The organism is Isoptericola sp. NPDC060257, assembly GCF_042726645.1.
GTDB classification, from domain to species: Bacteria; Actinomycetota; Actinomycetes; order Actinomycetales; family Cellulomonadaceae; genus Isoptericola; species Isoptericola nanjingensis.
In genome coordinates, this window is record NZ_JBHXAW010000038.1 from 1 (window position 1) to 22,418 (window position 22,418).

The 22,418-nt window shown below is 76.6% G+C and carries 23 protein-coding genes; 11 read left to right on the plus strand and 12 right to left on the minus strand.

What is annotated here, in order from left to right:
- The 8 genes from ACFWEK_RS05210 to ACFWEK_RS05245 form a co-directional block, all read right to left on the minus strand.
- A partial coding sequence (locus ACFWEK_RS05210; protein WP_430553328.1) for a DEAD/DEAH box helicase occupies positions 1-1,262 on the minus strand: 1,262 nt, incomplete at its 3' end.
- A 147-nt stretch (positions 1,263-1,409) separates the two neighbouring features.
- The gene (locus tag ACFWEK_RS05215) at positions 1,410-2,459 is read right to left on the minus strand and encodes a diacylglycerol/lipid kinase family protein (RefSeq protein WP_430553329.1); all 1,050 of its coding nucleotides are present in this window, start codon (positions 2,457-2,459) and stop codon (positions 1,410-1,412) included.
- A gap of 61 nt (positions 2,460-2,520) precedes the next feature.
- Positions 2,521-3,261, minus strand: coding sequence for a twin-arginine translocase subunit TatC (tatC, locus tag ACFWEK_RS05220; protein WP_430545530.1), 741 nt, complete (start codon positions 3,259-3,261; stop codon positions 2,521-2,523).
- Positions 3,262-3,297: 36 nt separating this feature from the next.
- Complete coding sequence (gene tatA, locus ACFWEK_RS05225) at positions 3,298-3,609, minus strand: Sec-independent protein translocase subunit TatA (RefSeq protein WP_430553330.1); 312 nt, start codon at positions 3,607-3,609, stop codon at positions 3,298-3,300.
- Between the two features lie 139 nt (positions 3,610-3,748).
- On the minus strand, positions 3,749-5,203 hold the full coding sequence (locus tag ACFWEK_RS05230) for an aldehyde dehydrogenase family protein (protein WP_430553331.1): 1,455 nt from the start codon (positions 5,201-5,203) through the stop codon (positions 3,749-3,751).
- Positions 5,204-5,264: 61 nt separating this feature from the next.
- Positions 5,265-5,660: a hypothetical protein gene (locus ACFWEK_RS05235; RefSeq protein WP_430553332.1), complete on the minus strand. Its 396-nt coding sequence runs from the start codon at positions 5,658-5,660 to the stop codon at positions 5,265-5,267.
- Between the two features lie 5 nt (positions 5,661-5,665).
- A complete protein-coding gene (locus ACFWEK_RS05240) occupies positions 5,666-6,709 on the minus strand; it encodes a helix-turn-helix transcriptional regulator (protein WP_430553333.1) in 1,044 nt (347 codons plus the stop codon).
- Entirely contained in the window at positions 6,702-7,868 is a 1,167-nt protein-coding gene (locus ACFWEK_RS05245) for a helix-turn-helix transcriptional regulator (protein ID WP_430553334.1), read from the minus strand. The genes ACFWEK_RS05240 and ACFWEK_RS05245 overlap by 8 nt, the downstream gene beginning before the upstream one ends.
- Before the next feature lie 34 nt (positions 7,869-7,902).
- Between ACFWEK_RS05245 and ACFWEK_RS05250 the strand changes: the two genes are divergently transcribed.
- The 8 genes from ACFWEK_RS05250 to ACFWEK_RS05285 all read left to right on the plus strand — a co-directional run bounded on the left by ACFWEK_RS05250 (position 7,903) and on the right by ACFWEK_RS05285 (position 14,896).
- On the plus strand, positions 7,903-9,141 hold the full coding sequence (locus ACFWEK_RS05250; protein ID WP_430553335.1) for a DUF3866 family protein: 1,239 nt from the start codon (positions 7,903-7,905) through the stop codon (positions 9,139-9,141).
- 9 nt (positions 9,142-9,150) lie between these two features.
- On the plus strand, positions 9,151-9,888 hold the full coding sequence (locus ACFWEK_RS05255) for a DUF4129 domain-containing protein (protein ID WP_430553336.1): 738 nt from the start codon (positions 9,151-9,153) through the stop codon (positions 9,886-9,888).
- Entirely contained in the window at positions 9,885-10,448 is a 564-nt protein-coding gene (locus tag ACFWEK_RS05260; RefSeq protein ID WP_430553337.1) for a hypothetical protein, read from the plus strand. The genes ACFWEK_RS05255 and ACFWEK_RS05260 overlap by 4 nt, the downstream gene beginning before the upstream one ends.
- Positions 10,445-11,458: an AAA family ATPase gene (locus tag ACFWEK_RS05265; RefSeq protein ID WP_430553338.1), complete on the plus strand. Its 1,014-nt coding sequence runs from the start codon at positions 10,445-10,447 to the stop codon at positions 11,456-11,458. The genes ACFWEK_RS05260 and ACFWEK_RS05265 overlap by 4 nt, the downstream gene beginning before the upstream one ends.
- 7 nt (positions 11,459-11,465) lie before the next feature.
- Positions 11,466-12,812 (plus strand): DUF58 domain-containing protein, encoded by a 1,347-nt coding sequence (locus ACFWEK_RS05270; protein ID WP_430553339.1) that lies wholly within the window; start codon positions 11,466-11,468, stop codon positions 12,810-12,812.
- Positions 12,809-13,396: a hypothetical protein gene (locus ACFWEK_RS05275; RefSeq protein ID WP_430545540.1), complete on the plus strand. Its 588-nt coding sequence runs from the start codon at positions 12,809-12,811 to the stop codon at positions 13,394-13,396. The genes ACFWEK_RS05270 and ACFWEK_RS05275 overlap by 4 nt, the downstream gene beginning before the upstream one ends.
- A gap of 42 nt (positions 13,397-13,438) precedes the next feature.
- Positions 13,439-14,125, plus strand: coding sequence for a Dps family protein (locus ACFWEK_RS05280; RefSeq protein WP_430545541.1), 687 nt, complete (start codon positions 13,439-13,441; stop codon positions 14,123-14,125).
- Positions 14,126-14,206: 81 nt separating this feature from the next.
- The gene (locus ACFWEK_RS05285; protein ID WP_430553340.1) at positions 14,207-14,896 is read left to right on the plus strand and encodes a GNAT family N-acetyltransferase; all 690 of its coding nucleotides are present in this window, start codon (positions 14,207-14,209) and stop codon (positions 14,894-14,896) included.
- Positions 14,897-15,014: 118 nt separating this feature from the next.
- On the opposite strand, the gene ACFWEK_RS05290 is transcribed toward ACFWEK_RS05285, so the two are convergent.
- The gene (locus ACFWEK_RS05290) at positions 15,015-15,731 is read right to left on the minus strand and encodes a hypothetical protein (RefSeq protein WP_430553341.1); all 717 of its coding nucleotides are present in this window, start codon (positions 15,729-15,731) and stop codon (positions 15,015-15,017) included.
- Positions 15,732-15,807: 76 nt separating this feature from the next.
- Here ACFWEK_RS05290 and ACFWEK_RS05295 point away from each other — a divergent pair, with 76 nt between their 5' ends.
- The gene (locus ACFWEK_RS05295; RefSeq protein WP_430553342.1) at positions 15,808-16,500 is read left to right on the plus strand and encodes an IMPACT family protein; all 693 of its coding nucleotides are present in this window, start codon (positions 15,808-15,810) and stop codon (positions 16,498-16,500) included.
- 22 nt (positions 16,501-16,522) lie between these two features.
- Here ACFWEK_RS05295 and ACFWEK_RS05300 read toward each other — a convergent pair whose 3' ends face one another.
- From ACFWEK_RS05300 to ACFWEK_RS05310, 3 genes are all read right to left on the minus strand, one after another.
- Positions 16,523-17,938: a UTP--glucose-1-phosphate uridylyltransferase gene (locus ACFWEK_RS05300; protein ID WP_430553343.1), complete on the minus strand. Its 1,416-nt coding sequence runs from the start codon at positions 17,936-17,938 to the stop codon at positions 16,523-16,525.
- 84 nt (positions 17,939-18,022) lie between these two features.
- Positions 18,023-18,643 (minus strand): L-threonylcarbamoyladenylate synthase, encoded by a 621-nt coding sequence (locus ACFWEK_RS05305; protein ID WP_430553344.1) that lies wholly within the window; start codon positions 18,641-18,643, stop codon positions 18,023-18,025.
- Positions 18,644-18,708: 65 nt separating this feature from the next.
- A complete protein-coding gene (locus tag ACFWEK_RS05310) occupies positions 18,709-19,722 on the minus strand; it encodes a threonine/serine dehydratase (RefSeq protein WP_430553345.1) in 1,014 nt (337 codons plus the stop codon).
- A 94-nt stretch (positions 19,723-19,816) separates the two neighbouring features.
- Here ACFWEK_RS05310 and ACFWEK_RS05315 point away from each other — a divergent pair, with 94 nt between their 5' ends.
- Both ACFWEK_RS05315 and ACFWEK_RS05320 read left to right on the plus strand, forming a co-directional pair.
- Positions 19,817-20,773 carry a LysR family transcriptional regulator gene (locus ACFWEK_RS05315; protein WP_430545548.1) on the plus strand — a complete coding sequence of 319 codons (957 nt, stop codon included), beginning with the start codon at positions 19,817-19,819 and terminating at the stop codon, positions 20,771-20,773.
- 9 nt (positions 20,774-20,782) lie between these two features.
- Positions 20,783-22,264: a lipase maturation factor family protein gene (locus ACFWEK_RS05320; protein ID WP_430553346.1), complete on the plus strand. Its 1,482-nt coding sequence runs from the start codon at positions 20,783-20,785 to the stop codon at positions 22,262-22,264.
- The last annotated feature ends 154 nt before the right edge of the window (positions 22,265-22,418 follow it).

The following is a 22,418-nucleotide window of genomic DNA, read 5'->3' on the forward strand; positions in this document are numbered from 1 at the left end:
ACCTTCACGAGGCCGCGGGAGAACAGCTCCTCCACGGTCTCCTTGAACACCGGCAGCATGCCCGCGTGGTGCGCGGCGATCCCGCGCGACAGGGACTCCGCCCACGACCAGTACCCGAGCACGTCGAGGTCCTCGGTGGGGATCGTCGCGGTGCGCTCCTCCACCACCCGCCGGATCTGCGCCTCCTCCTCCGCGTTCGTCAGCCGCAGGCCCGCGCGCAGGCACTGCTGCACCGCCCCGTCGCACCCGGCGCGGGAGAAGATGAAGTAGATCGCGGGCAGCAGCGCGTCCGCGTCGAGGGAGTCCACGACGGCGAACCGTGGCGGCGTCCGGCGGTGCGCCACCGGCCCGCCGGCGCCCGGCCGGTTGCCGCCGCGACCCCGGTACCCGCGGTCTCCCCGCCCCCGGTTCCCGTGCCGGCCGTGCGAGGACTCCGCTCGCGCCGAGACGCGGAACATCGCCTGCAGGTCCGGGTTGATCGGCGGGTTCGTGCCCGGGTCGGTCGGGTCGACGTGCCCCGCGTACAGGTCCATGAGGCGTGGCACGCCGCGCGGCTCCGGCGCCGAGACGACCACGTGCTGCCACAGCGGCACGGGCCGGCGCTCGCTGACCACCACGGCCGTGTCGCCGCGGACGGTGGCGAGCCAGTCGCCGAACTCCTCCGCGTTCGACACCGTCGCGGACAGGGACACCAGCTGCACGTGGTCGGGCAGGTGGATGATGACCTCCTCCCACACCGGGCCGCGGAACCGGTCGGCGAGGTAGTGCACCTCGTCCATGACGACGTACGCCAGCCCGTCGAGGGCGGACGACCCCGCGTAGAGCATGTTGCGCAGCACCTCGGTGGTCATGACGACCACGGGCGCGCCCGCGTTGATGGACGTGTCCCCGGTGAGCAGGCCGACGTTAGCGACCCCGTGCCGGGCGACCAGGTCGGTGTACTTCTGGTTGCTCAGCGCCTTGATCGGCGTCGTGTAGAAGGCCTTGCCGCCGCGCGCGAGCGCGAGGTGGACGGCGAACTCCCCCACGACCGTCTTGCCCGCGCCCGTGGGGGCGGCGACCAGGACGCCGCGGCCCTCCTCGAGCGCGACGCAGGCGTCCACCTGGAACGGGTCGAGCTCGAAACCGACCACCTGACGGAACAGCCGCAGCTCACCCTCGGCGTCGGCCTTGTCGCGGGCGCTGCGGGACCGGGAGGCGGCGTACCGCTCGGCCGGGCTGAGGACGTCCTGGCCGGCGTCGGGGCGGGGGTGGGCGGTCATACCGTCAGCCTAGGCGCCGGAACCGACCCCTCGTCCTGCGGCCCCGGCCGCGTCCCGGGCCGGGTGTCATCCGGCGCTCGGCGCACTCCGACGACGCCCGTTCCTGACAGCTCGCCACGCAGCTCGCCACGCAGCCGGGCACACGCGTCAGCGCGGCTCGACCAGGACCTGCAGCGCGCGCGCCCGCACCTCGACGCGCAGCGGCAGGGCCCCGAGGCGCTCGCCGTCCGCGTGCGCGACCGGCAGGGGTCGCTCGCCCGCGACCCAGGCCTCCGGCCCCGGCTCGATCGTCACGGCGCGCGCCCGCACGACGTGCACCTTGCGGCGGCGCACGTGGCCGCCGGTGAACATGCTCGGGAAGACGGCGAGAGCGCCCGCCCTCGACAGGTCGGTGGCGACCAGCACGTCCAGCAGCCCGTCGTCGAGGGACGCCGACGGGGCGACGCGGATGCCGCCGCCGATCTGCGGGCCGTTGGCGGCGGTGACGAGCGCCGCCCGGCCCGTCCATGTCGCGGTGCCGGCCGGGCCGGGCCGCAGCCGCAGCCCGGTACCGGCGTCGCCCGTCGCCGCACCGGTCGTCACCGGGTCGACGGCGCCGTCGAAGGTGAGCCGGTACGACCAGGGCCGGTAGCGCACCAGCTCGAGCGCCGCGGCCACGGTGTACCGGGCGCTGCCGCGCGGGCGCCGCAGCAGGTTGGCGCGCGCGTTCACCGCGGCGTCGAGCCCGGCCGAGACGGCGCCGGCCACCCAGCGGGGACCGGTGCCCGCGCCCGGGGCGAGGCCCGGGCCGGTGACGAGCGCCGCGTCGACGGGGCGACGTCCGGCGGGGCCGGCGTTCAGCGCCCGGCACAGCGCGGTGCCCGCCGCCGCGGGGTCGCGCACGGGCAGCCCGAGCGTGGCCGCGAAGTCGTTGCCCGTGCCCACGGGCACGATCCCGAGCGGGACGTCGGTCCCCGCGACGGCCTGCGCCCCGAGGTGCACCATCCCGTCGCCCCCCACGACGACGAGCGCGTCGACGGGCCTGCCGGGCGCGACCCCGGGGCCCCCGGACCCGTCCACGGCGGCGCGCGCCCGCGCGAGCGCGGCGTCCGCGTGCGGGCCCGACAGGTCGACGACGTCGTGCCCGGCCCGGCGCAGCCCGGCGAGCACGCCCTCGCCGGCGTGCGCGGCCCGCCCCTTGCCCGCGGTGGGGTTCACGACCACGCCGAGGCGCAGCGGGCGGCTCGCCCCGGCCGGACCTCGCCGCGACGGGTCCCGCTCAGACAGTGGGGGCGACCCTGCGCTTGTCGACCCGCCGGTCGTGCAGCACGCACAGCCCGAGGGCGCCGAAGTACAGCACGCAGATCGGCAGGGCCACGAAGATCATCGTCAGCGCGTCGGGCGTCGGCGTCATCACGGCCGCGAACACGAACGCGACGAGCACCGCCCACCGCCAGCCCTTGGCGAGCGTCTCGTGCCGCAGCACGCCGGCCATGTTCAGGCCGACGAGGAACACGGGCGACACGAACGCGATGCCGAACGCCAGCACGAGGCGCATGACGAAGCTGAGGTACCCCTGCGCGTCGGTGAAGTTCACCGCCCCGTCGGGGACGAACCCCGCGAGGATGTCCACGGCGTGCGGGAGCACCCACCATGCGAGCGCGGCGCCGCCGAGGAAGAGCGGCACCGCGGCGCCGAGGAACCCGTAGGCGTACCCCTTCTCCCGCCTGGTCAGGCCCGGGGTCACGAAGGCCCACAGCTGGTAGAGCCACCACGGGCACGTCACGATGACGCCGAGGAAGAGCGAGACCTTGATCTTCATGTCGAGCGCCGACGCCATGCCCGTGAAGTTGAGCGCGATCGTCTTGCCCTGCTCGAGCGCGGCGACCTTCAGGGGCGCCTGGAGCGCGGCGAGCAGCGGTTCGTACAGGACCCATCCGGCGGCCGCACCCACGACGAGGCCGCACGCGGCGAGGAAGAGCCGCTTGCGCAGCTCCAGCAGGTGCTCGCGCAGGGGCATGCGCCCCTCAGGGTCCCGGGTGTCTCCGGGCACCGACTACGCCCGCGGCTGCTTCGGGTCGATGAGACCCGGGATCTGCTCGCCGTCGCCCGTGCTCGTCGCGGTCGACGACGTGGTCGACGTCGGCGTCGATGCCGTCGAGGGGGCGGTGCCGGTGGACGGCGACGTGGTGTCGGCCGGCGGCTCGTTCGAGTCGTTGAGCTTGCCGTCGTCCGTGAGGTCCTTGACCTCCTTCTTGAAGATCTTCAGCGACTGGCCGACGCTGCGCGCCAGGTCAGGGAGCCTGCGCGCCCCGAACAGCAGCAGGATCACGACCACCAGCACGATGATGTGCCAGGGCTTGAGCATGCCCATGAGAATGGCTCCTCGTTCTCGTCCGCCCGTGAGCGGGGGTGTGTCGGGGTCAACCCTAGTGGGTCCCCGGGGTCGCGAAGGTGACGTTCGGGTGACGACACGGCCCGAACGGCGCTCCGGCCGGCGGATCCGGTCAGAACGGGTAGCCCTGCACCCGGGGCTGCACCGTCACCCACTGCGTCTCGGTGAAGGCCTCCACGTTGGCGTCGTGGCCACCGAACCGGGCGCCGGTGCCCGAGACGCCGACCCCGCCGAACGGCGCCTGCGCCTCGTCGTCGACCGTCTGGTCGTTGACGTGCACGATCCCGGCGGGCAGGCGGTCCGCCAGCTCGTAGCCGGCGAACGCGTCGCCGGTCAGCACCGCGACCGACAGCCCGTACTCGCTGCCGCGCACCAGCTCCACGGCCTCGTCCACGTCGTCGAACGCCAGCACGGGCGCCACCGGCCCGAACACCTCCTGCGCGAACGCCGGGTGCTCCGGCCGCACCCCGGACAGCACCGTGGGCGCGTAGTAGCGGTCGGTGTACGTGCCGCCGGCCTCGAGCCGGGCGCCCGCGTCGGTCGTGGCGGTGACGAGGCCGTGCACGCGGTCGCGCTGGTGGTCGTCGATGAGCGGCCCGAGCGGGGCGCCCGACGCCGGGTCGCCCGCCACCAGGGCGCGGGCCGACGCCGCCAGCCCCTCGACGTACTCGTCGTGCACGTCGGCGTGCACCAGGTGGCGCCCCGTGGTCATGCAGATCTGGCCCTGGTGCAGGAAGGAGCCCCACGCGCCCGCGGAGGCCGCGGCCGCGACGTCCACGTCGGGCAGCACCACCATCGCGTTGTTCCCGCCGAGCTCCAGGTGCGCCCGCTTGAGCAGCCGCCCGGCGGTCGCGCCGATCGACCGGCCCGCCGCCGTCGACCCCGTGAAGGACAGCAGCGGCACGTCGGGATGCTCCACGAGCGCCGCGCCGACGTCCGACCCGCCCGGCAGCACGGCGAGCACCCCGGCCGGCAGGCCCGCCTCCTCCAGCACGGCCGCCAGGACGAGCCCGCCGCTCACGGCGGTGCGCGGGTCCGGCTTGAGCACCACCGCGTTCCCCAGGGCGAGCGCGGGCGCCACCGACCGCACGGACAGGATGGCCGGGAAGTTGAACGGCGAGATCACCCCGACGACGCCCACCGGGCGCCGCCGCGCCAGCGACAGCCGCGGGCGGCCGGAGCGCAGCAGCTGCCCGTACGGCACGAGCGCGGTCGCCGCGGCCTGGTGCAGCTCGTCCACGACGAGGCCCACCTCGAACGCCGCCTTGCCGTGGGCGGAGCCCGCCTCGTCCGCGAGCCACCGTTCCAGCACGTCCCGGTGCGTCTCCGTCAGCGCGGCCGCCCGCCGCAGCACGGCGGCCCGCTCCTCGGCGGGTCGCCCCGCCCAGTCGGCCTGGGCCGCGCGGGCCGTCCCGACCGCCCGGTCGAGGTCCGCCGGGGACGCGTCCGCGACCGTGGCGAGCGTGGCCCCCGTGGCCGGGGAGACGACCGGCCGGGTGCCGGTCAGCGGGGTCCAGCCGCCGACGTAAGCGGCGCCGTCCCAGGTCTGCGGTGCGAAGAACGTCATCGTTCCCTCCCGGGTGGTGCTGCGGGTGCTGCACCGGGCGGCGCAGCCGGTGGTGGGGAGGCTAGCGCCTCCGCGCCCGGGTGCGGGACCTCAGGTCGGCGTGCGCCGCCTTGTCGGCGGTGCGGGCGGCGAGCCAGCTCTCGTCCTGCCACCGCCGCCACGTCGCGGCCCGGCGCTCGCGGCGTGCCGCGGCCCGCTCGGTCGTGAGGCGGCGGCGCTCGGCCACGCGCTCGCGCAGCACGACCGGGTCGTCGAAGAGCGTGGGCGACGTGTCGACGCGGTGCGCCTCCGCCTCGGCGACGGCGGCGGAGATGCGGTCGGCGGCGGACCCGAGCACCTCCCCGGCGCGGGACGCCTCGCGCAGGGCGCGTACGCCGGTGCGCCACAGGTGGCGTCCGAGGAAGAACGCGCCCACGAGGGTCGCGACGACGAGCCCCGCCCAGATCCAGCCCCACATGCCGGTCAGCCTACGGTCTCGTCGGAGCTGGTCTCGGCGGTGCCGGTCACGCTGCCGGCGGGCCCGTCCGCGGTGGTGGCGGCGTACGCGGCGAGCGCGGCCCGGGCGGACTGCGCGACGTCGTGCGCCACGTCGGGCGGGTCGACGGCGACGACGTCGGGTGCGTTGGCGAGCAGCAGGCGCCGCAGCCATGCGGGGTTCGTGACCCGCAGCCGCACCTCGACCGTGCCGTCGGGCAGGTCGCGCACCGACTCCGCGGGCACCTCCTCCGCGACCCAGCGGGCCGCGGACGCGAGCCGCAGCGTCGCGGCCGGGGCGCCCCGGTGCGCGACGGACGCCCACACGTCGGCGCCCAGGTCGCCCGCGACGGCGACGTCGCGCTCGGCGACCGGCTCCTCCAGCACGCGGGCGTCGAGGATGCGGTCCACCCGGAACGTGCGGCGCCCGTCCACCCGCAGGCACCAGCCCACGAGGTACATGGCGCCGTCCTGGGTGAGCAGGCGCAGCGGGTCGACGTCGCGCTCGGTGGTGACGTCGGCGGCGTTGACGTAGCGCAGGTGCAGGCGGCGACCGTCGGCGAGCGCGGTCGTGACGGCCGCGACGACCTGCGGGTCCCCGTCGCCCTCGAGCTGGACGTCCACGGCGCCCGCGGCCTCGCCGGTCGCGGCGGTCAGCTTGTCCAGGGCGGAGGCGACGACGGCGGCCCGCCGCCGGTCCGCCTGCACCGCGGGCGAGGCGTGCATCGCGCGCAGCGCGGCGACGAGCGCCACCGCCTCCCGGGTGCCGAGCCGCAGCGGGCGGGTCATGCCGCGCGCCTGCGTCAGGGTCACGACGCCGTCCTCCAGCGAGAACGCGTCGAAGTCGATGAGGTCGTCCGGCATGTACCCGGGGGTGCCGGACACCCACAGGGCGTCCACGTCCTCGCGCACCTGGCGTGGCGTCACGCCGAACCGGTCCGCGAGCTCCTCCACCCGCACCGGCCCCGCGCCGTCGAGGAACGCCACCAGCCCCAGCAGCCGCACCAGCCGGTCGTCCGCCCGCTCAGCCATCCGTCGCCTCCCCCGCCGTGTCCGTACCGGTGCCCGTGTCCTCGCCGGCCGAGCCCGCGACGCCCGCGGCGTCGAGCCCCGCGGCCGCCTCCAGGCGGCGCAGCACGTCCGCGCGCAGCTGCGGCGGCTCCAGCACCACGACCGCAGGCCCGTACCCCGCCACCTCGTCCGCGAACGCCGACAGGCTGCGGAACTCCACCTCCAGCAGGTCCCGCCCGTCGCGGCGGCCGGCGCGCCGCACGCCGTCGCCGCCGTTCCCACCGTCGTCATGTTTGGCAGGGTCGCCGCCGTCGGTCGCGGGCACCGCCCGCGCCCGCAGCGCCTGCGCCCGCTCCGGCACCACGGCCAGCCGCGCCCGCTGCAGCGCCCCGACCCGCTCCCCGAGCATGGCGTCCACGTCCACCGCGTCGGGCACGTCGAACGCGCCCGCCTGCGCACCCACGCGCACCTTGCCCGAGATCCGCGACAGCCGGAACACCCGCGCCGCGCCGCGCGCCCGGTCGAATCCGACCAGGTACCAGCCGCTGCCCCGCGCCGCGATCCGCCACGGCTCCACGTGCCGCGTCAGCTCCTGCCCCGTGCTCGCGGCCCGGTACCGGAACGACACGTCCCGCCGCTCCGAGACCGCCTCCAGCAGCGGCACGTACGCGTCGCCCGCCGCCCGCACCCGCGGTGCCAGCCCGGCCACCGCGTCCACGGCGACCTCCCCCGCGCCCGCCGCCCGCAGCTTCGTCATCGCGCGCGACATGTCCGTGCGCAGCGTCTTGTCCGACCACAGCTGCGCCGCCAGCGCCACCACGCCCAGCTCCGCCGGCGTCAGGTCCACCGCACCCAGCGCGTACGCGTCGTTGTCGATGCGGTACCCGACCTCATCGCTGTGCCCGCCCGCGTCCACCGTGACGATCGGGATGCCGAGCGCCCGCAACGTGTCCTTGTCGCGCTCGAACATCCGCTCGAACGCCTCCGTCGACGGCGCGTCGCCGTACCCCGCCACCCCCGCGCGCACCTGCTGCTTCGTCATCGACGCGCTCGTGTTCACCAGCGCGATGACGAGGTTCAGCAGCCGCTCGGCCGGCGGGGTGCCCCGCGACGACGGCGCAGGGTCGGACGGCGCGGCGACGGGCGGGCCGGAGGCCGGTTCCACGGGGTTCGCAGGCATCGGCACCAACTTAGTCGCCGGTAGCCTCTCGTGGGTGACGACAGCGCCGAACCAGCCCCAGCCCCGCACGCCCCGCGACGACGCGCCCACCGGGCACGTCACCTGGCGCACCGGCACCGTCACGTCCCGCGGCGCCGCCTGGACCGGTGCCCGCGAGGTCACCCTCCGCCTCGACGCCCCCCTGCCGTCGCGCGACCTCACCACCGCGCCCTGGGAGGTCCGCGGCCTCGCCTACACGACCCTCGTCGGAGACCCGGACGTCGGCGACCGCCTGCTCCTCAACGTCTCCGCGCTCGCCCGCGGCCTCGGCACCGGCGGGTACGCCCTCGTCGTCGGCCCCGCCGGGGACTCCACCGCCCTGCCCGCCGACCCCCACGCCGGCCCCGGCCACCTCGTCAAGGCCCGCTACACCCCCCTGCAGGCCATGGTCCTCGGCGTCGACGAGCAGGAGTCCGCCCACCACGACACCCTCCGCGACGCCGACGACCTCGCCGGCCTCCCCGTCGTCGTCGCCGACCTGCACTCCGCCCTGCCCGCCGTCGTCGCCGGCGCCCGCCACGCCGCCGACCTCGCCGGCCGGCCCCGCCCCCGAGTCGCCTACGTCATGACCGACGGCGGCGCCCTGCCCGCCGCGTTCTCCCGCACCGTCGCCACCCTCCGCGACGCCGGGTGGCTCCACACCACCGTCACCGTCGGGCAGGCCTTCGGAGGCGACCTCGAGGCCGTCACCGCGCACACCGGCCTCCTCGCCGCCCGCCACGTCTCCGGCGCCGACCTCGTCGTCCTCGCCCAGGGCCCCGGCAACCTCGGCACCGGCACCCGGTGGGGCTTCTCCGGCGTCGCCGCCGGAGAGGCCGTCAACGCCGCCGCCACCCTCGGCGGCCGCCCCGTCGCCTCCCTGCGCGTCTCCGGCGCCGACCCCCGAGACCGCCACCGCGGTGTCTCCCACCACAGCCTCACCGCCTACGGGCGCGTGGCGCTCGCGGCCGCCGACGTCCCCGTCCCCGACCCCACCGGCGACCTCGAGTCCCTGGCCCCCTGGGGCACCGAGCTCACCCGCCAGGTCCACGACCAGGCAGGCACCCTCGCCCCCCGGCACCGCCTCGTCGACGTCCCCGCCGACACCGCCCTCCTCGACGCCCTGCGCGGCTCCCCCGCCCGCCTGTCCACCATGGGCCGCTCCCTCGACGGCGACCCCGCCGCCTTCGTCGCCGCCGCCGTCGCCGGCATGCACGCCGAGCACCTCACCCACGAGGACCCCGCCACCCGATAGCGTCGGCGCATGGCCCCACCGACGCGGACCCGGCACGCGGCACGCCGCGCCCTCGCGCCCCTCGCCGGGGCCGCGCTCGCCCTCCTCGTCGTGCTCGGCGCCGCCACCGCCACCCCCTGGCGCTTCCGGCTCCCCGACGTCGCCCTCCCCCAGCCCGCGGCCTCCGACCCCGTCCAGCCCCAGATGCCCGGCGAGATCGTCCCCGGCGACCAGCCCCCGCCCTCCTACGACGTCATCACCTGGATCGTCGTCGCCCTCTCCGTCGCCGGGGCCCTCCTCGTCGCCGTCCTCCTGTGGTTCCTCGCCCGCCGCGTCGTCCGCGCCCTCGCCACCCCCGAGGACGACGACGCCGACGGCCTCGCACCCGGCCACGCCACCACCGCCACCGTGGCCGACCTCCCCCTGCCCGAGCTCCAGGACGCCGTGGTGACCGCCCTCGCCCGCATCGACGACGCCGCCACCCCGCACGACGCCGTCGTCGCCGCCTGGGTCGCCCTGGAGGACGCCGCCGCCCGCCACGGCACCCGGCGCGACCCCGCACAGACCGCCACCGAGTTCACCGCACGGCTCCTCACCGCCCGCCGCCAGGACGGCCGCGCCGTCCCCGCCCCCGACGTGGACACCCTCCGCCGCCTCTACCAGCACGCCCGGTTCACCGACCGCCCCGTGCACCCCGACGACGTCCACGCCGCCCGCTCCGCCCTGTCCCGCATCGCCCGCGCCCTCGACCCCGCCCCGGACGCATGACCCCCGCCCGACCCCCGCGTCCCACGCCCCTGCGCGCCCTCCTCACCGTCGGCCTCCCGGCGCTCGCGGCCTGCGCGGCGCTCGTCCTCACGGGCGTGCTCGACCCGCTGCACGCCACGCTGCTCGTCGTCGTGGCCGCGACGGCCGTCGCGCTGTGGCGACGCCTCGACGACGGCGACGAGGCCCCGTGGCCGGACGTCCTCCAGGACCGCCGCGAGGGCGCGCGCAACGACGTCAGCGAGCTGGGCTGGGCCACGTTCACCCGCAGCGGCGCCGTGGGCGACCGCGTGCTGCGCCGGGTCCGGGACCTCGCGGCGGCACGGCTCGCCGAGCGGGGCGTCGACCTCGCCGCGCCCGGCGGCCCCGAGGCGGCCGCGCGGCTCCTCGGCACCGACGTCGTCGACGGGCTGGTCGCCCGCCGCCCCGTGAGCAGGGTCGAGGTGCACCGCTGGCTCGACGCGATCGACGCGGTGCCGACCACCGCACCCGCCACCGCACGCGCCACCGCTCAGTCACCCTCCCCGTCCCCCGACCACCCCGCAGGAAGGCCCCCGAGATGACCGTCGACCCGCCCGACGCCCCCGAACCGAGGACTCCGGCGCACCCCCTCCCCGTCGCCGAGGTCGCGGCCCAGGGCCACCGCGTCCTGGACGAGGTCGGCACGGCCGTCGTCGGCATGCGCGACACCCTCGAACTCGCCCTGGCCACCGTGCTCGCGGGCGGGCACGTGCTCTTCGAGGACGTGCCCGGGCTCGGGAAGACGCTCGCCGCACGCTCGCTGGCCACCGCCCTCGGCCTCGACTTCGCGCGCCTCCAGTGCACCCCCGACCTGCTGCCCAGCGACATCACCGGCTCGTCGGTGTTCGACCCCGCGAGCCGCGAGTTCGTCTTCCGCCCCGGCCCCGTGTTCACCGGGCTCTTCCTCGCGGACGAGATCAACCGCACGCCGCCGAAGACGCAGTCCGCGCTGCTCGAGGCGATGGCGGAGCGGCAGGTGTCGGTCGACGGCGCCAGCCGACCGCTGCCGCGCCCGTTCCACGTCATGGCCACCTCCAACCCCGTGGAGTACGAGGGCACCTACCCGCTCCCGGAGGCGCAGCTCGACCGGTTCATGGTCCGGCTCGAGGTCGGCTACCCGGACCGGGCCCAGGAGCGGGACGTGCTGCTGCGCCGCGTCGCGCGGCGCCAGGAGGCGGCCCCCGTGCGCCCCGTCGTCGACGCCGCGACCGTCCTCGCCATGCAGGCCGGCGTCGAGACGACCGAGGTGGACCCGGACGTCGCGGGCTACTGCGTCGACCTCGCCGCCGCCACGCGCACCCACGGGGCGCTCGAGGTGGGCGCCTCGCCCCGCGGCTCGCAGAACCTCCTGCTCCTGGCCCGCGCGGTCGCCGTCCTCGACGGCCGCGACTTCGTGCTGCCCGAGGACGTCAAGCGGGTCGCGGTCCCGGTGCTCGCGCACCGCCTCACCCTCACGCCGACCGCGTGGGCGTCTGCGGTCCGCGCCCAGGACGTCGTCTCGGAGCTCCTCGGCTCCGTGCCCGGGCCTGCCACGGTGGGCCGGCGGGGGTGACGGGCGCATGAGCGGGCCCACCACCACGAGCGCGGCCGCGGCCGTCTGGCGACGCAGCCCTCAGGCCGCCGCCGGGCTCGGCACCGGGGTGCTCGTGCTCGGACTGGGCCTGCTGGCGGGCCGGGCCGACGTCGCCCTGCTCGGCGTGGCCCCCCTCCTCGGCGCGCTGTGGGCCGGCCGACCCGGGGCATGGCGCTCGGGCACGCCGCGACGGGGCACCGGTGTGGTGATCGACCCGACCTCGGCCGCCGCCGCCCCCGGGGAGCTCACCGCCGTCCTGCGCCTCGACCCGGCACCCGGGACGGAGCTGGTGCACGCGCGGGTCTCCGCGCCCGGGCACCGCACGGCCGGGGTCGTGGTCGCCGCCGGCCCGCGCGAACTGCCCCTCACCCTGAGCACCGTGCGCACCGGCCCGCAGCGCACCTTCCACGTCGACGCACGCGGCTACGGCGCCGGCGGGGCGACGACCGAGGACCCCGTCTCCGTCACCGCGCCCGACCGGCTCGTGCTCCCCACGGCGATGCCGCTCGGGCGCGTGCCCGTGCCCCGCCGTCTGCGAGGGCTCACCGGTCCGCACACCTCCCGGCGGCTCGGTGACGGCGACGAGCTCCGCGACGTGCACCCCTTCGCGCCCGGCGACCGGCTGCGGCGCATCGACTGGCACACCACCGCGCGGCGCTCGCCCGACCTGTCGACCCTGTACGTCCGGCGCACCTACGCCACGGCCGAGGCGACCGCGGTGCTCGTCGTCGACTCGCGCGACGACGTCGGGCCGGACCTGCGCACCTGGCGCGGCACCGGCCCGCAGCGCGTCGACGAGCCGACGTCCCTCGACCTCGCCCGGCACGCCGCCGCGTCCGTGGCCGGCGCGCTCGTCGCCGCCGGCGACCGGGTCGGGGTGGACGACCTCGGCCGGCGCCGTCGGCCTCTCCTGCCCGCCGCGGGCCGCCGCCAGCTGCGCCGTGTGCTGCACGCGCTCGCGCTGAGCAGCCCGGTCGGTGCCCCCGCCCGGCGGCTGCGCGCGCCGCAGGTCCCCGCGGACGCCGTCGTGTACCTGTTCAGCACGGTGCTCGACGACGAGCCGCTCGCGCTCGTGCGGGCGTGGCGTGCCGTCGGACACCCCGTCGTCCTGGTCGACACGCTGCCCGACGTCCGGGGGGCGCACGAGGAGCACATGCGGCTCGCCTGGCGGGTCACCCGGGCCGAGCGGGACGACCGGCTGCGCCGCATGGCGGCCGAGGGCGTGCCGGTCGTGCGCTGGGCCGGCGACGCCCGCCAGGACGCCGCCCTCCGCTTCGAGGCCCTGGTCCGCGCCGACGAACGCCATCGGCGAGGCGCGGTGGGGGCGCGATGAGGCGCTCCCTGCCCGCCCGGGTCCGGGCCTGGTGGCGGTCGCGGTACGAGACGGGGCGCCCGCTGCCCGTGGTCGGCGTCGAGCTCGGGCGCCGGCTGCCCGGCGTGGTGCTCCGGGTCGCGTTCGTCGTCGCCGTGGCCGCCCTCGTGGTCGCGGCGGGCGCGCGGACGGACCTGATCGCCGAGGTGGTCGTCCTGCTCGCCGGCGTCGTCACCGTCTGGGCCGCGGTCCGCCCGGGACCGGCCCCCGCGCACGTCGCGCTCGTGACGGCGGCCCTCGAGCTGCTCGGCTCCGGCGCCGCGCCGTTCGACCCGGCCGTGCTGTGGCTCGCCCCGCTCGGGTACCTCGTGACGCGCCTGGGGTGGTGGGCGTCGCACGTGGCCGCGACGGACCGCGTGGAGCTCGCGGCGCTGCGGCACGGCCTGGCGCGCGACGGCGTCGTCGTCGCGGCCTCTCTCGCCGTCGGGGGCGCGGCGTGGGCGCTGGCGGGGCGCCAGGTGTCCTGGCTCGTGGCCCTCGGGGTCGTGGCCCTCGCCGCGCTCGCGTGGATCGCCGTCCGGCGTGACGATGGCGAGGCGCGCTGACCTCCCGGCCGCGCCGACCCCGACGAGGACGGAGACCTCCCGATGGCTGACCGCAACACCCCGCGCTACACGGTGCCCTCGCTCACGCCGCAGCAGGGCGCAGAGGTGGCCGCCATCCTGCAGGAGCGGCTGAACTCCCTGACCGACCTCCACCTGACCCTCAAGCACGTGCACTGGAACGTGGTGGGTCCGCACTTCATCGCGGTGCACGAGATGCTCGACCCGCAGGTGGACGCCGTGCGCGCCATGACCGACGCCGTCGCGGAGCGCATCGCGACGCTCGGCGTCTCCCCCGTCGGCACCCCCGGCGCGCTCGTCGCCGCCCGCGCCTGGGACGACTACTCGCTCCGCCGTGCGTCCGCGATCGAGCACCTGGGCGCGCTCGACGAGGTCTACGAGGGCGTGATCACCGCGCACCGGAAGGCGGCGAAGGACACCGAGTCCCTCGACGACGTGACGAACGACCTCCTCATCGGTCACCTGCACGAGCTCGAGCTGTTCCACTGGTTCGTCCGCGCCCACCTGGAGAGCGCCGGCGGCGACCTCTCGACCGCGGGTGCCACCACGGAGACGGGCGCCGCGGAGAAGGCGGCAGCCGGCGCCCGGTCGACGTCGACCCGCAGCGCGGGCGCGAAGGCCGCACCGAAGACCGCATCGAAGGCGCCGGCCAAGACGGCCGCGGCCAGCACGACGTCCGCCAAGACCACGAGCGCGCGGAAGAAGAAGTAGGCGCAGCACCCGCCGTCGTGCCCACGCCCGCAGGGGTGTCCTCCGCTCCGGTGGACGACACCCCTGCGGCATGATGACCCCGTGATCCGCCCTTACCGCGACACCGATCGGGCCGCCGTCGCCGAGGTCTGCGTCCGCACCGCCGCCGCCGGCTCCGACGCCCGCGGCCACTACTCCGACGACCTCCTCATGCCCGAGGTGTTCGCGCTCCCGTACCTGGAGTACGCACCGGAGCTCGCGTTCGTCGTCGTGCGCCCCGACGAGGAGCCGGCGCGCGATGCCGTCCCCGCGGACCCCGCGGACGACGTCCTGCGTGTCGACGACGGCCGCCTCACCGGGTACGTCATCGGCGTCGCCGACACCCGCCACTTCGTGGCGTGGTGGGAGCGGGCCTGGGGCCCCGGGTTCGCCGAGCGCCACCCGGAGGCCGGCGCCCCGCCGTCGGGGCGCGAGCCCGGGTTCTCGGAGGCGGCCCTGCTCGACGCCGGGAAGGACCCCGGCCGCATGGTGCGCGGCATCAGCCCCGGCGAGCTCGACCGGTACCCCGCGCACCTGCACATCGACCTGCTGCCCGAGAACCAGGGCCGCGGGCTCGGTCGCGCGCTCATGGACACGCTGCGCGCTGCGCTCGCCGCGCGCGGGGTGCCCGGCGTGCACCTCGGCATGGACCCGAGCAACACCCGCGCCCGCGCGTTCTACGACCGGTACGGCTTCCAGGAGCTGCCGTCGCACTCCCCCGGCGCACCGCTGCTGGGCATCGCCACCGCCTGACGCACAGCCGCGTCTTCGCGCCCACGGGCCGGCCTCGTACGTCGCGGGGCCGGTCCGTTCGTCCCTGTTGCCGTCAGGGTTTCGCGGCCGGAGTTAGTGTTTGAGGACGCTTGGCACACTATTTTTCTGAAGAGGCCTCGGACGCGGGTGCGCCCGAGGCCGGCGCCATGTCCCGACCGAGGTCCGGCACGCCCGCGTCCACCCACGCCCGCCGCACCTGCTCGAACCGCGTGGGCAAGGGCGCCCGTACCGCCCCGTAGCGCGCGTTGGTGCGGTGGACGAAGCGCCGCCAGGACAGGACCAGCCCCTGCCGCGTGATCGGCAGCCCGCTGGAGATCGTCGTGCCGTGGTCGTGCGTGTGGTGCACCGTGAGCAGCAGCGCGCGCGGCACGGAGCCCTCCAGCTCGGCGGCCAGCTCCTCGCGCACCACCATCCAGTGCCGCAGCAGCAGCACCACCTCCGCCGGCAGGCGGTGCTGCCGGAGGGTCCGGTGCTTGCCGTGCCGCAGCAGCACCCTCCCCTCCCCCGGGTCCCGCGTGCCCCCGACCCGCCCGCGGCGCGCGGCGGCGTCCGGTTCCGGACCCAGGTCGAGGTCCTCCGCCCGCACGCGGAGCAGGTCGCCGTAGCGCGCCCCGGTCGCCCGCGTCAGCCCGGCGATCACGGCGAGGCGCACGACCTCCGGCTTCCCGCCCGGGCGCAGCGCCTCCACGGACAGCTCGCGCCACACCCACTCCGCCTCGTCCAGCGTGACCGTCGGTCGTGGGTACCGGGCGACCGGTGCGGCGTCGGCGCCGTCAGCCTCTGGGGCGGGGGGCTCCCCCGTGCTCCGCGTCATGGGCCTATCCTGGCGCTTGGCACACTTTTTCTCGGGAGGAGGCCCGGCGTGTCGGCGGGCGTCGTAGCCTCGTGCGGTGAGCCGACCCGACAGCCCCGCCCCCGCGACGCCCCGGGGCGGGCTCCCCGGCACGCTCGCGGCCCCCGTCGACCACGAGCTCGTGGTGAAGAGGTCGCGCTTCCTGGCGCACCTGTCCCCGGCGCCGTCGGTCGAGGCGGCGGACGCCGTCGTCGCCCGCCTGCGCAAGGAGCACTGGGACGCCCGCCACCACTGCGTGGCGCTGGTCGTCGGCACGCACGCCGACCAGCAGCGCTCCTCGGACGACGGCGAGCCCTCCGGCACCGCGGGCGTGCCCATGCTGGAGGTGCTGCGCCGCCGGGAGGTCACCGACGTCGTGGCGGTCGTGACGCGCTACTTCGGCGGCGTCCTGCTCGGCGCCGGCGGCCTGGTGCGCGCCTACTCCGGCGCCGTCGCCGAGGCCCTGGACGTGGCCGCGGCCGGCGGGCTGCTGCGCCGGCGCGAGGTGCTCACCGAGGTCACGGTCGACGTCCCGCACGCCGACGCCGGCCGCGTCGACCACCTGCTGCGCGACTGGGCCCAGACCCACGGCGCCGTCCTCGAGGAGCCGACGTACGCCGCCGTCGCCCGCCTGGCGCTGCTCGTGCCGCCGGCCGAGCTCCCCCGCCTGCGCGACGACCTGGCCGCGGCGTCCGCCGGCACGCTCACACCCGTCCCCGGCGCCGACCGCGTCGTCGACCTCCCCGCCTGACCCGCCGGCCGGGGGCGGGCGCTCAGGGGGTGACGCCGTCCGCGGTGACGGTCGCGCCGTCGGGCACGGTGGCGGGCTCGCCGGCGTCGGTGAGCACCGCGTCGCCCTCGGCGCGCACGCGGGCTCCGAAGGTCCAGTCGCCCTCGACCGTGAGCGACGACGCCGCCCGCAGCGACGGCGCACCCTGGGCGAACCGCGCGTCGAAGCCCGCGATCTGCTTGTAGGTCGTCGAGAGCTTCACCAGCGGCGCGTCGACCTGGGCGACCAGCCGGTAGTCGTCGGTGAGCTCGTAGACGTCCGAGCGCATGAGCAGCAGGTCGCTCGTCGTCTTCACCGGCAGGAACCGCTCGCGCCCCACCTCGATCGCCGTCGCGCCCTCGAAGACGGCCACGGCCGCGCCCATCGCGGACTCGATCTGGACGACGGCGGGCGAGGACGCGTCCGTCGGGTCCACGGTCTTCTCGTTCCGGATCAGCGGGAGCTCGAGCACGCCGCCGGTGCGGTCGAGCTCGGCCGCGAGCGCCTCGAGGTCGAACCACAGGTTGTTCGTGTGGAAGTAGCGGTGCACCGTCGGGTCGAGCGAGACGTCGACGTCGTCGGGGTGCGTCTGCGCCGTCTCGCGCTGCACGATGCGGCCGTCGCTCTTGCGCACGACGAGCTGGCCGCCCTTGACGTCGGCGGGCGACTTGAGGCACATCTCGGCCGCGTACGGAGCCCCGGACGCCGCGAACCATGCGGCGATCGCGCCGTCGGGGGCCGCGCCGAGGTTGTCGGAGTTGGAGACGCTGGCGTAGCGGAAGCCCGCGTCCAGGAGCGCGCGCACGACGCCGGACGCGTGCAGGGCCGGGTAGAGGTCGCCGTGCCCGGGCGGGCACCACTCGAGGGTGGGGTCGGCGGGCCACTCGACGGGCTCGAGGGTGTCGGCGCGCAGCTTGGGCTCGCGGTTCTGGAGGAAGTCCAGCGGGAGGCCGTCGACGGCGAGGTCGTCGTAGGGCGCGAGCGCGGCGAGGGTGTCGTCGCGCGTGCGGAACGAGTTCATCAGCACGAGCGGCAGGCGGGCGCCCGTCGCCTCCCGGGCGGCGCGCACCTGGCGGACGATGACGTCGAGGAAGGAGAGTGCCCCGCCCTCCTCGCCCCGTGCGTCGTCGCGCACGGTGAGCAACGACTTCGCCTTGTCCATGCCCATGGACGTGCCGAGCCCGCCGTTGAGCTTGATGATCGCCGTCTGCGCGAGGGCGGCCTGGGCGTCGGCGTCCGAGACCGCGAGGTCGGCGTGCCGCGGCAGGTCGGTGAGAGGGTCGACGTCGGCCTCGCGCACGAGCCCGGTCTCCCCCGACTCCAGCAGGTGGTAGAAGCGGGTGAAGGTCTCGATCGCGGCGGGGGCGACGCCCTCCGCCTGCATCTTGGATCGGGCCAGGGCAAGTCCGCGGTCGCTCATGGGCAGCACCCTAACCGTGCCCGGGGAGGCCTGCGGGGTACGTCCGGCCGCTCGGGACGCCTGCCCGGGTCGGTGCTCGGACCCTTACTCGAATCGGGACGGGTCGCCGGCCCCGACGCGGACGACGTCGGGGTATCCCTCGGACCAGTCGACGACGGTCGTGGGCTCCGCCAGGACCTCGCCCGCGTCGACGACGGCGTCGACCACGTGGTCGAGCTCCTCCTTCACCTGCCAGCCGTCGGTGAGGGGCTGCTCGGCCCCCGGCAGGATGAGGGTCGACGACAGGAGCGGCTCCCCGAGCTCGCGCAGCAGCGCCTGCACCACCCGGGAGTCGGGGATGCGCACGCCGATGGTCTTCTTCTTGGGGTGCGCGAGGCGCCGCGGGACCTCCGGCGTGGCCGGCAGGATGAAGGTGTAGGGCCCCGGGGTGGCCGCCTTGATGGCGCGGAAGGCGCTGTTGTCGAGGCGCACGAGCTGGCCGAGCTGGGCGAAGTCCGCGCACACGAGGGTGAAGTGGTGGCCGGCGTCCAGGTGCCGGATCTGGCGGATCCGCTCCGTGCCGTCGTGCTGGCCGACGCGGCAGCCGAGGGCGTACCCGGAGTCGGTCGGGTAGGCGATGAGGCCCCCGTCGTTCAGCAGCGCGACGACCTGGCCGATCGCCCGGGGCTGCGGGTCGACGGGGTGGACGTCGAAGTAGCGGGCCATGCCGGGCAGCGTATCCCCGGGCCGTGCCATCCCACCCGGTGAGCGGTCGCGACGCGGCCGTCGGGTCAGGCCGCCAGGGCGCGGCGGAGCTCGGTCTCGCTGGCGTTGCCTCCGGAGCAGACGACGCCGACGCGTCGCCCGGCGAACGCGGCGGGGTGGCTGAGGACGGCGGCGAGGGCCGCGGCGCCGGCCCCCTCGGCGACGGTCCGCGCGCCGGTGAGGTAGTGGCGCTGCGCGGCGGCGATGGCGTCGTCGTCCACGAGCAGGAAGTCCGCCAGCCGCTCGCGGAGCACGGCCTGGGTGAGGGCGAACCCGCACCCGACGGCGAGCCCCTCGGCGCGGGTGGCGTTGGCGGCGGTGCGCAGCTCGCCCGCGCGCCAGGAGTCGTGGGCGGCCGGCGACGCCGCGGCCTGCACGGCGACCACCCGCGGCCCCGGGGCGAGCGCGCTCGCGACGAGACAGGCGGCCGCTGCGCCCGAGCCCCCGCCGACGGGGACGACGAGCACCTCGAGGTCCGGCGCCTGCTCCAGGAGCTCGAGCGTCGCGGTGGCCACGCCGGCGACGAGGACCGGCTCGTTCGCCGCGCCCACGAGGCGTGCCCCGGTGGCGGCGGCCACCTCGCCGGCGCGGGCCCGGGCGTCGTCGAACGTCGCCCCGTGCAGCACGACGTCGGCGCCGAGGTCGCGCACGGCCCGCTCCTTCAGGGGGTTCGGGCGCTCGGGCATGACGATCGTGCAGCCCGTGCCGGTGCGGCGGGCGGCGTGGGCCAGCGCCTGGGCGTGGTTCCCCGTGGAGTAGGCGACGATGCCGCGCCGGCGCTCGTCGTCGTCGAACCCGAGCAGGAGGTTCAGCGCCCCGCGCACCTTGAACGCTCCCGTGTGCTGCAGGTTCTCGTGCTTGACGACGAGGCTCGCGCCGGCGGCGCCGGCCTCCGCGGCGGCGCGGTCGAGCTCCGGGTGGGCCAGGGCGGGCGTGCGGACGACGAGCCCCTCGATCCGCCGGGCGGCGGCCAGCACGTCGCGCATCGTCGGCGGCGCGGGCACCTCGGGGGCAGGCTGCGGGGTCGTCGTCGTCGTCATCACAGCAGGATCGCCCCGCGCCGACCGATAGGTCCAATGCCTGTTATGACTTCCCGTCATCGATACGGCCGATGATTGGTCGTAGGCTGGCGCCGTGTCCGTCGAACCCGCTCCCTCGCCCCACCTCGACCTCACGCGTCTGCGCGTCCTGGCCGCCGTCGCGCGCACCGGGTCGGTGACCGCGGCGGCGCGCGAGCTGCACTACGCCCAGCCGTCGGTGAGCCACCATCTGGCGCGGCTCGAGGCCGAGGCGGGGATCGCCCTGCTGCAGCGCGCGGGCCGCGGCGTCCGCCTCACCGAGGCGGGCCGCCTCCTCGCCGCGCGTGCGGAGGAGATCCTCGGCCGCGTCGAGGGCGCGCGGCGCGAGCTCGACGCCCTGGTCGGCCTCCGCGCCGGCCGCGCCCGGCTGGCCGCGTTCCCCTCCGCGCTCGCGACCCTGGTGCCGGCCGCCGTCGCCGGGCTGCGGGCCGCGCACCCCGGGCTCGGGGTCGGCCTGGTCGAGGCCGAGCCCCCGGAGGCGATCGCCGCGCTCCAGGCCGGCGACGTCGACGTCGCCCTCGTCTTCCGGCACACCGACGCCCCGACCGCCCGGCCGGACACGGACCTGTCGCGGTTCGAGGTGACCGTCGTGCACTCCGAGCCCATCGCCCTCGTCCGGCGGGCGACCGACGCCCTCGACGGACCGGACGTGTCGAGCGGCTCCGGCGACGTCCCGCCGCCGTTGGCCGACCTGCGCGACGCCGCCTGGATCGCGGGGTGCGAGCGGTGCCGCGCCGACCTGGTCGCGCGCTGCGCCACCGCCGGGTTCGATCCCCGCATCGCGTTCGAGACCGACGACTACGTGGCCGTGCAGGCGCTCGTCGCGTCCGGCGCGGGGGTGAGCCTGCTGCCGTCGCTCGCTCTGCGGGCGCACCGGAACCCGGACGTCGTGGCGCAGCCCCTGCCCGGCGCCACCCGCGAGGTGCTCGCGCTCACCGTCGGCGCGCCGACCCCGGCCGCGCACGCCCTCGTGCAGCGGCTGGTCGAGGCGGGCGACGCCGCCCGCGACTAGCGTGGAGGCGTGCCTGAGCAGCGGGGATGGCAGGTGGACCAGCTCAGCGGCTGGTGGGCCACCGCCGACTACGACGTCGCCCGCGAGGTGCTGCAGCGCGGCGTCGGCGCGCTGCTGTGCCTGGCCTTCCTCCAGGCCCTGGGCCAGTTCCGCCCCCTGCTCGGCGACCGCGGGCTGCTGCCGGTGCGGCGGTTCACGGCGCGGGTGCGGTTCCGTGACGCGCCGTCGCTGTTCCACCTGCACTACTCCGACCGCCTGCTGGTCGTGGTGGGGGTGCTCGGGACCTCAGGGGGCGCCGCCCTGGTCGTGGGGCTGCCGCAGACCGGGCCGTGGTGGGTCACGACCGTCGTCCTGCTCGCGCTGTGGGCGGGCTATCTCTCGCTCGTCTCGGTCGGCCAGCGCTTCTACGCGTTCGGCTGGGAGACGCTGCTGTGCGAGCTCGCGTTCCTGGCCGCCTGGTTCGGCTCCCCCGCCGTGCCCGTCCCGTTCCTGCTCGTGCTCGCCGCCCGCTGGCTGCTGTTCCGCCTCGAGCTGGGCGCGGGCCTCATCAAGTGGCGCGGCGACCCCGCCTGGCGCGACCTCACCGCCATGGACTACCACCACGAGTCCCAGCCGATGCCCGGCCCGTTCAGCTGGCACGCGCACCATCTGCCGCGCTGGTGGCACCGCACGGAGGTGGTCGGCAACCACGTCACCCAGCTGCTCGTGCCGTGGCTGCTGTGGCTCCCGCAGCCGTGGCCGAGCGTCGCGGGCGGCGTCGTCGTCCTGACCCAGGGCTGGCTGGTGCTCACCGGCAACTTCGCCTGGCTGAACTGGGCGGCGATCGTGCTCGGCGCGGCCATGGTGTCCGACGACGTGTGGCGCACCCTGCTCGGCGGCCTCGCCCCGGCCGCCGGCCCGGCACCCCCGGTGCCGACCGGCTACCTCGTCGCGGCGACCCTGGTCGTCGTGCTCCTCGCGGTGCTGTCCGTGCGCCCGGCGCTCAACCTCCTCTCGTCGCACCAGAGGATGAACGCGAGCTTCGATCCGCTGCGGCTCGTGAACGCGTACGGGGCGTTCGGCAGCGTGACGCGTCGTCGCGACGAGGTGATCGTCGAGGGCACGCTCGCCGAGCGGCCCGGCCCCGACGACTGGCGCGAGTACGGCTTCCGCGGCAAGCCCGGCAACGTGCACCGGCGCCCGCCCCAGGTCGCCCCGTACCACCTGCGGATCGACTGGGTGCTGTGGTTCGTCCCGCTCGGCGCACCCGTGCCGTGGCTGCCGCGGCTGTGCCTGCGGCTGCTCGAGGCGGACCCGGCGACGCTCCGCCTGCTGCGGCACGACCCGTTCGACGGCGCACCGCCGCGCTGGGTACGAATGCGCCTGTTCCGCTACCGCTACACGACGCCCGACGAGCGACGCCGGACGGGCGACTGGTGGGTGCGCGACGAGCTCGAGACGATCGTCGACCCGGTGGACCTCGCGCTCCTGTCGCGCCCAGGACGGTCGTGACACCGCGCCTGCCGGCCGTCGCTCGCCGACGACCGTGGGCCGACAACCGTGGGCCGACAACCGTGAGCCGACAAGGGTCGCGCCGGTCGAGAGGTTCTTCGCGGGGACGTCTTCCTCCCGCAGTGGAGGGCGCCCTGGCGCCCGTGAACGCGTC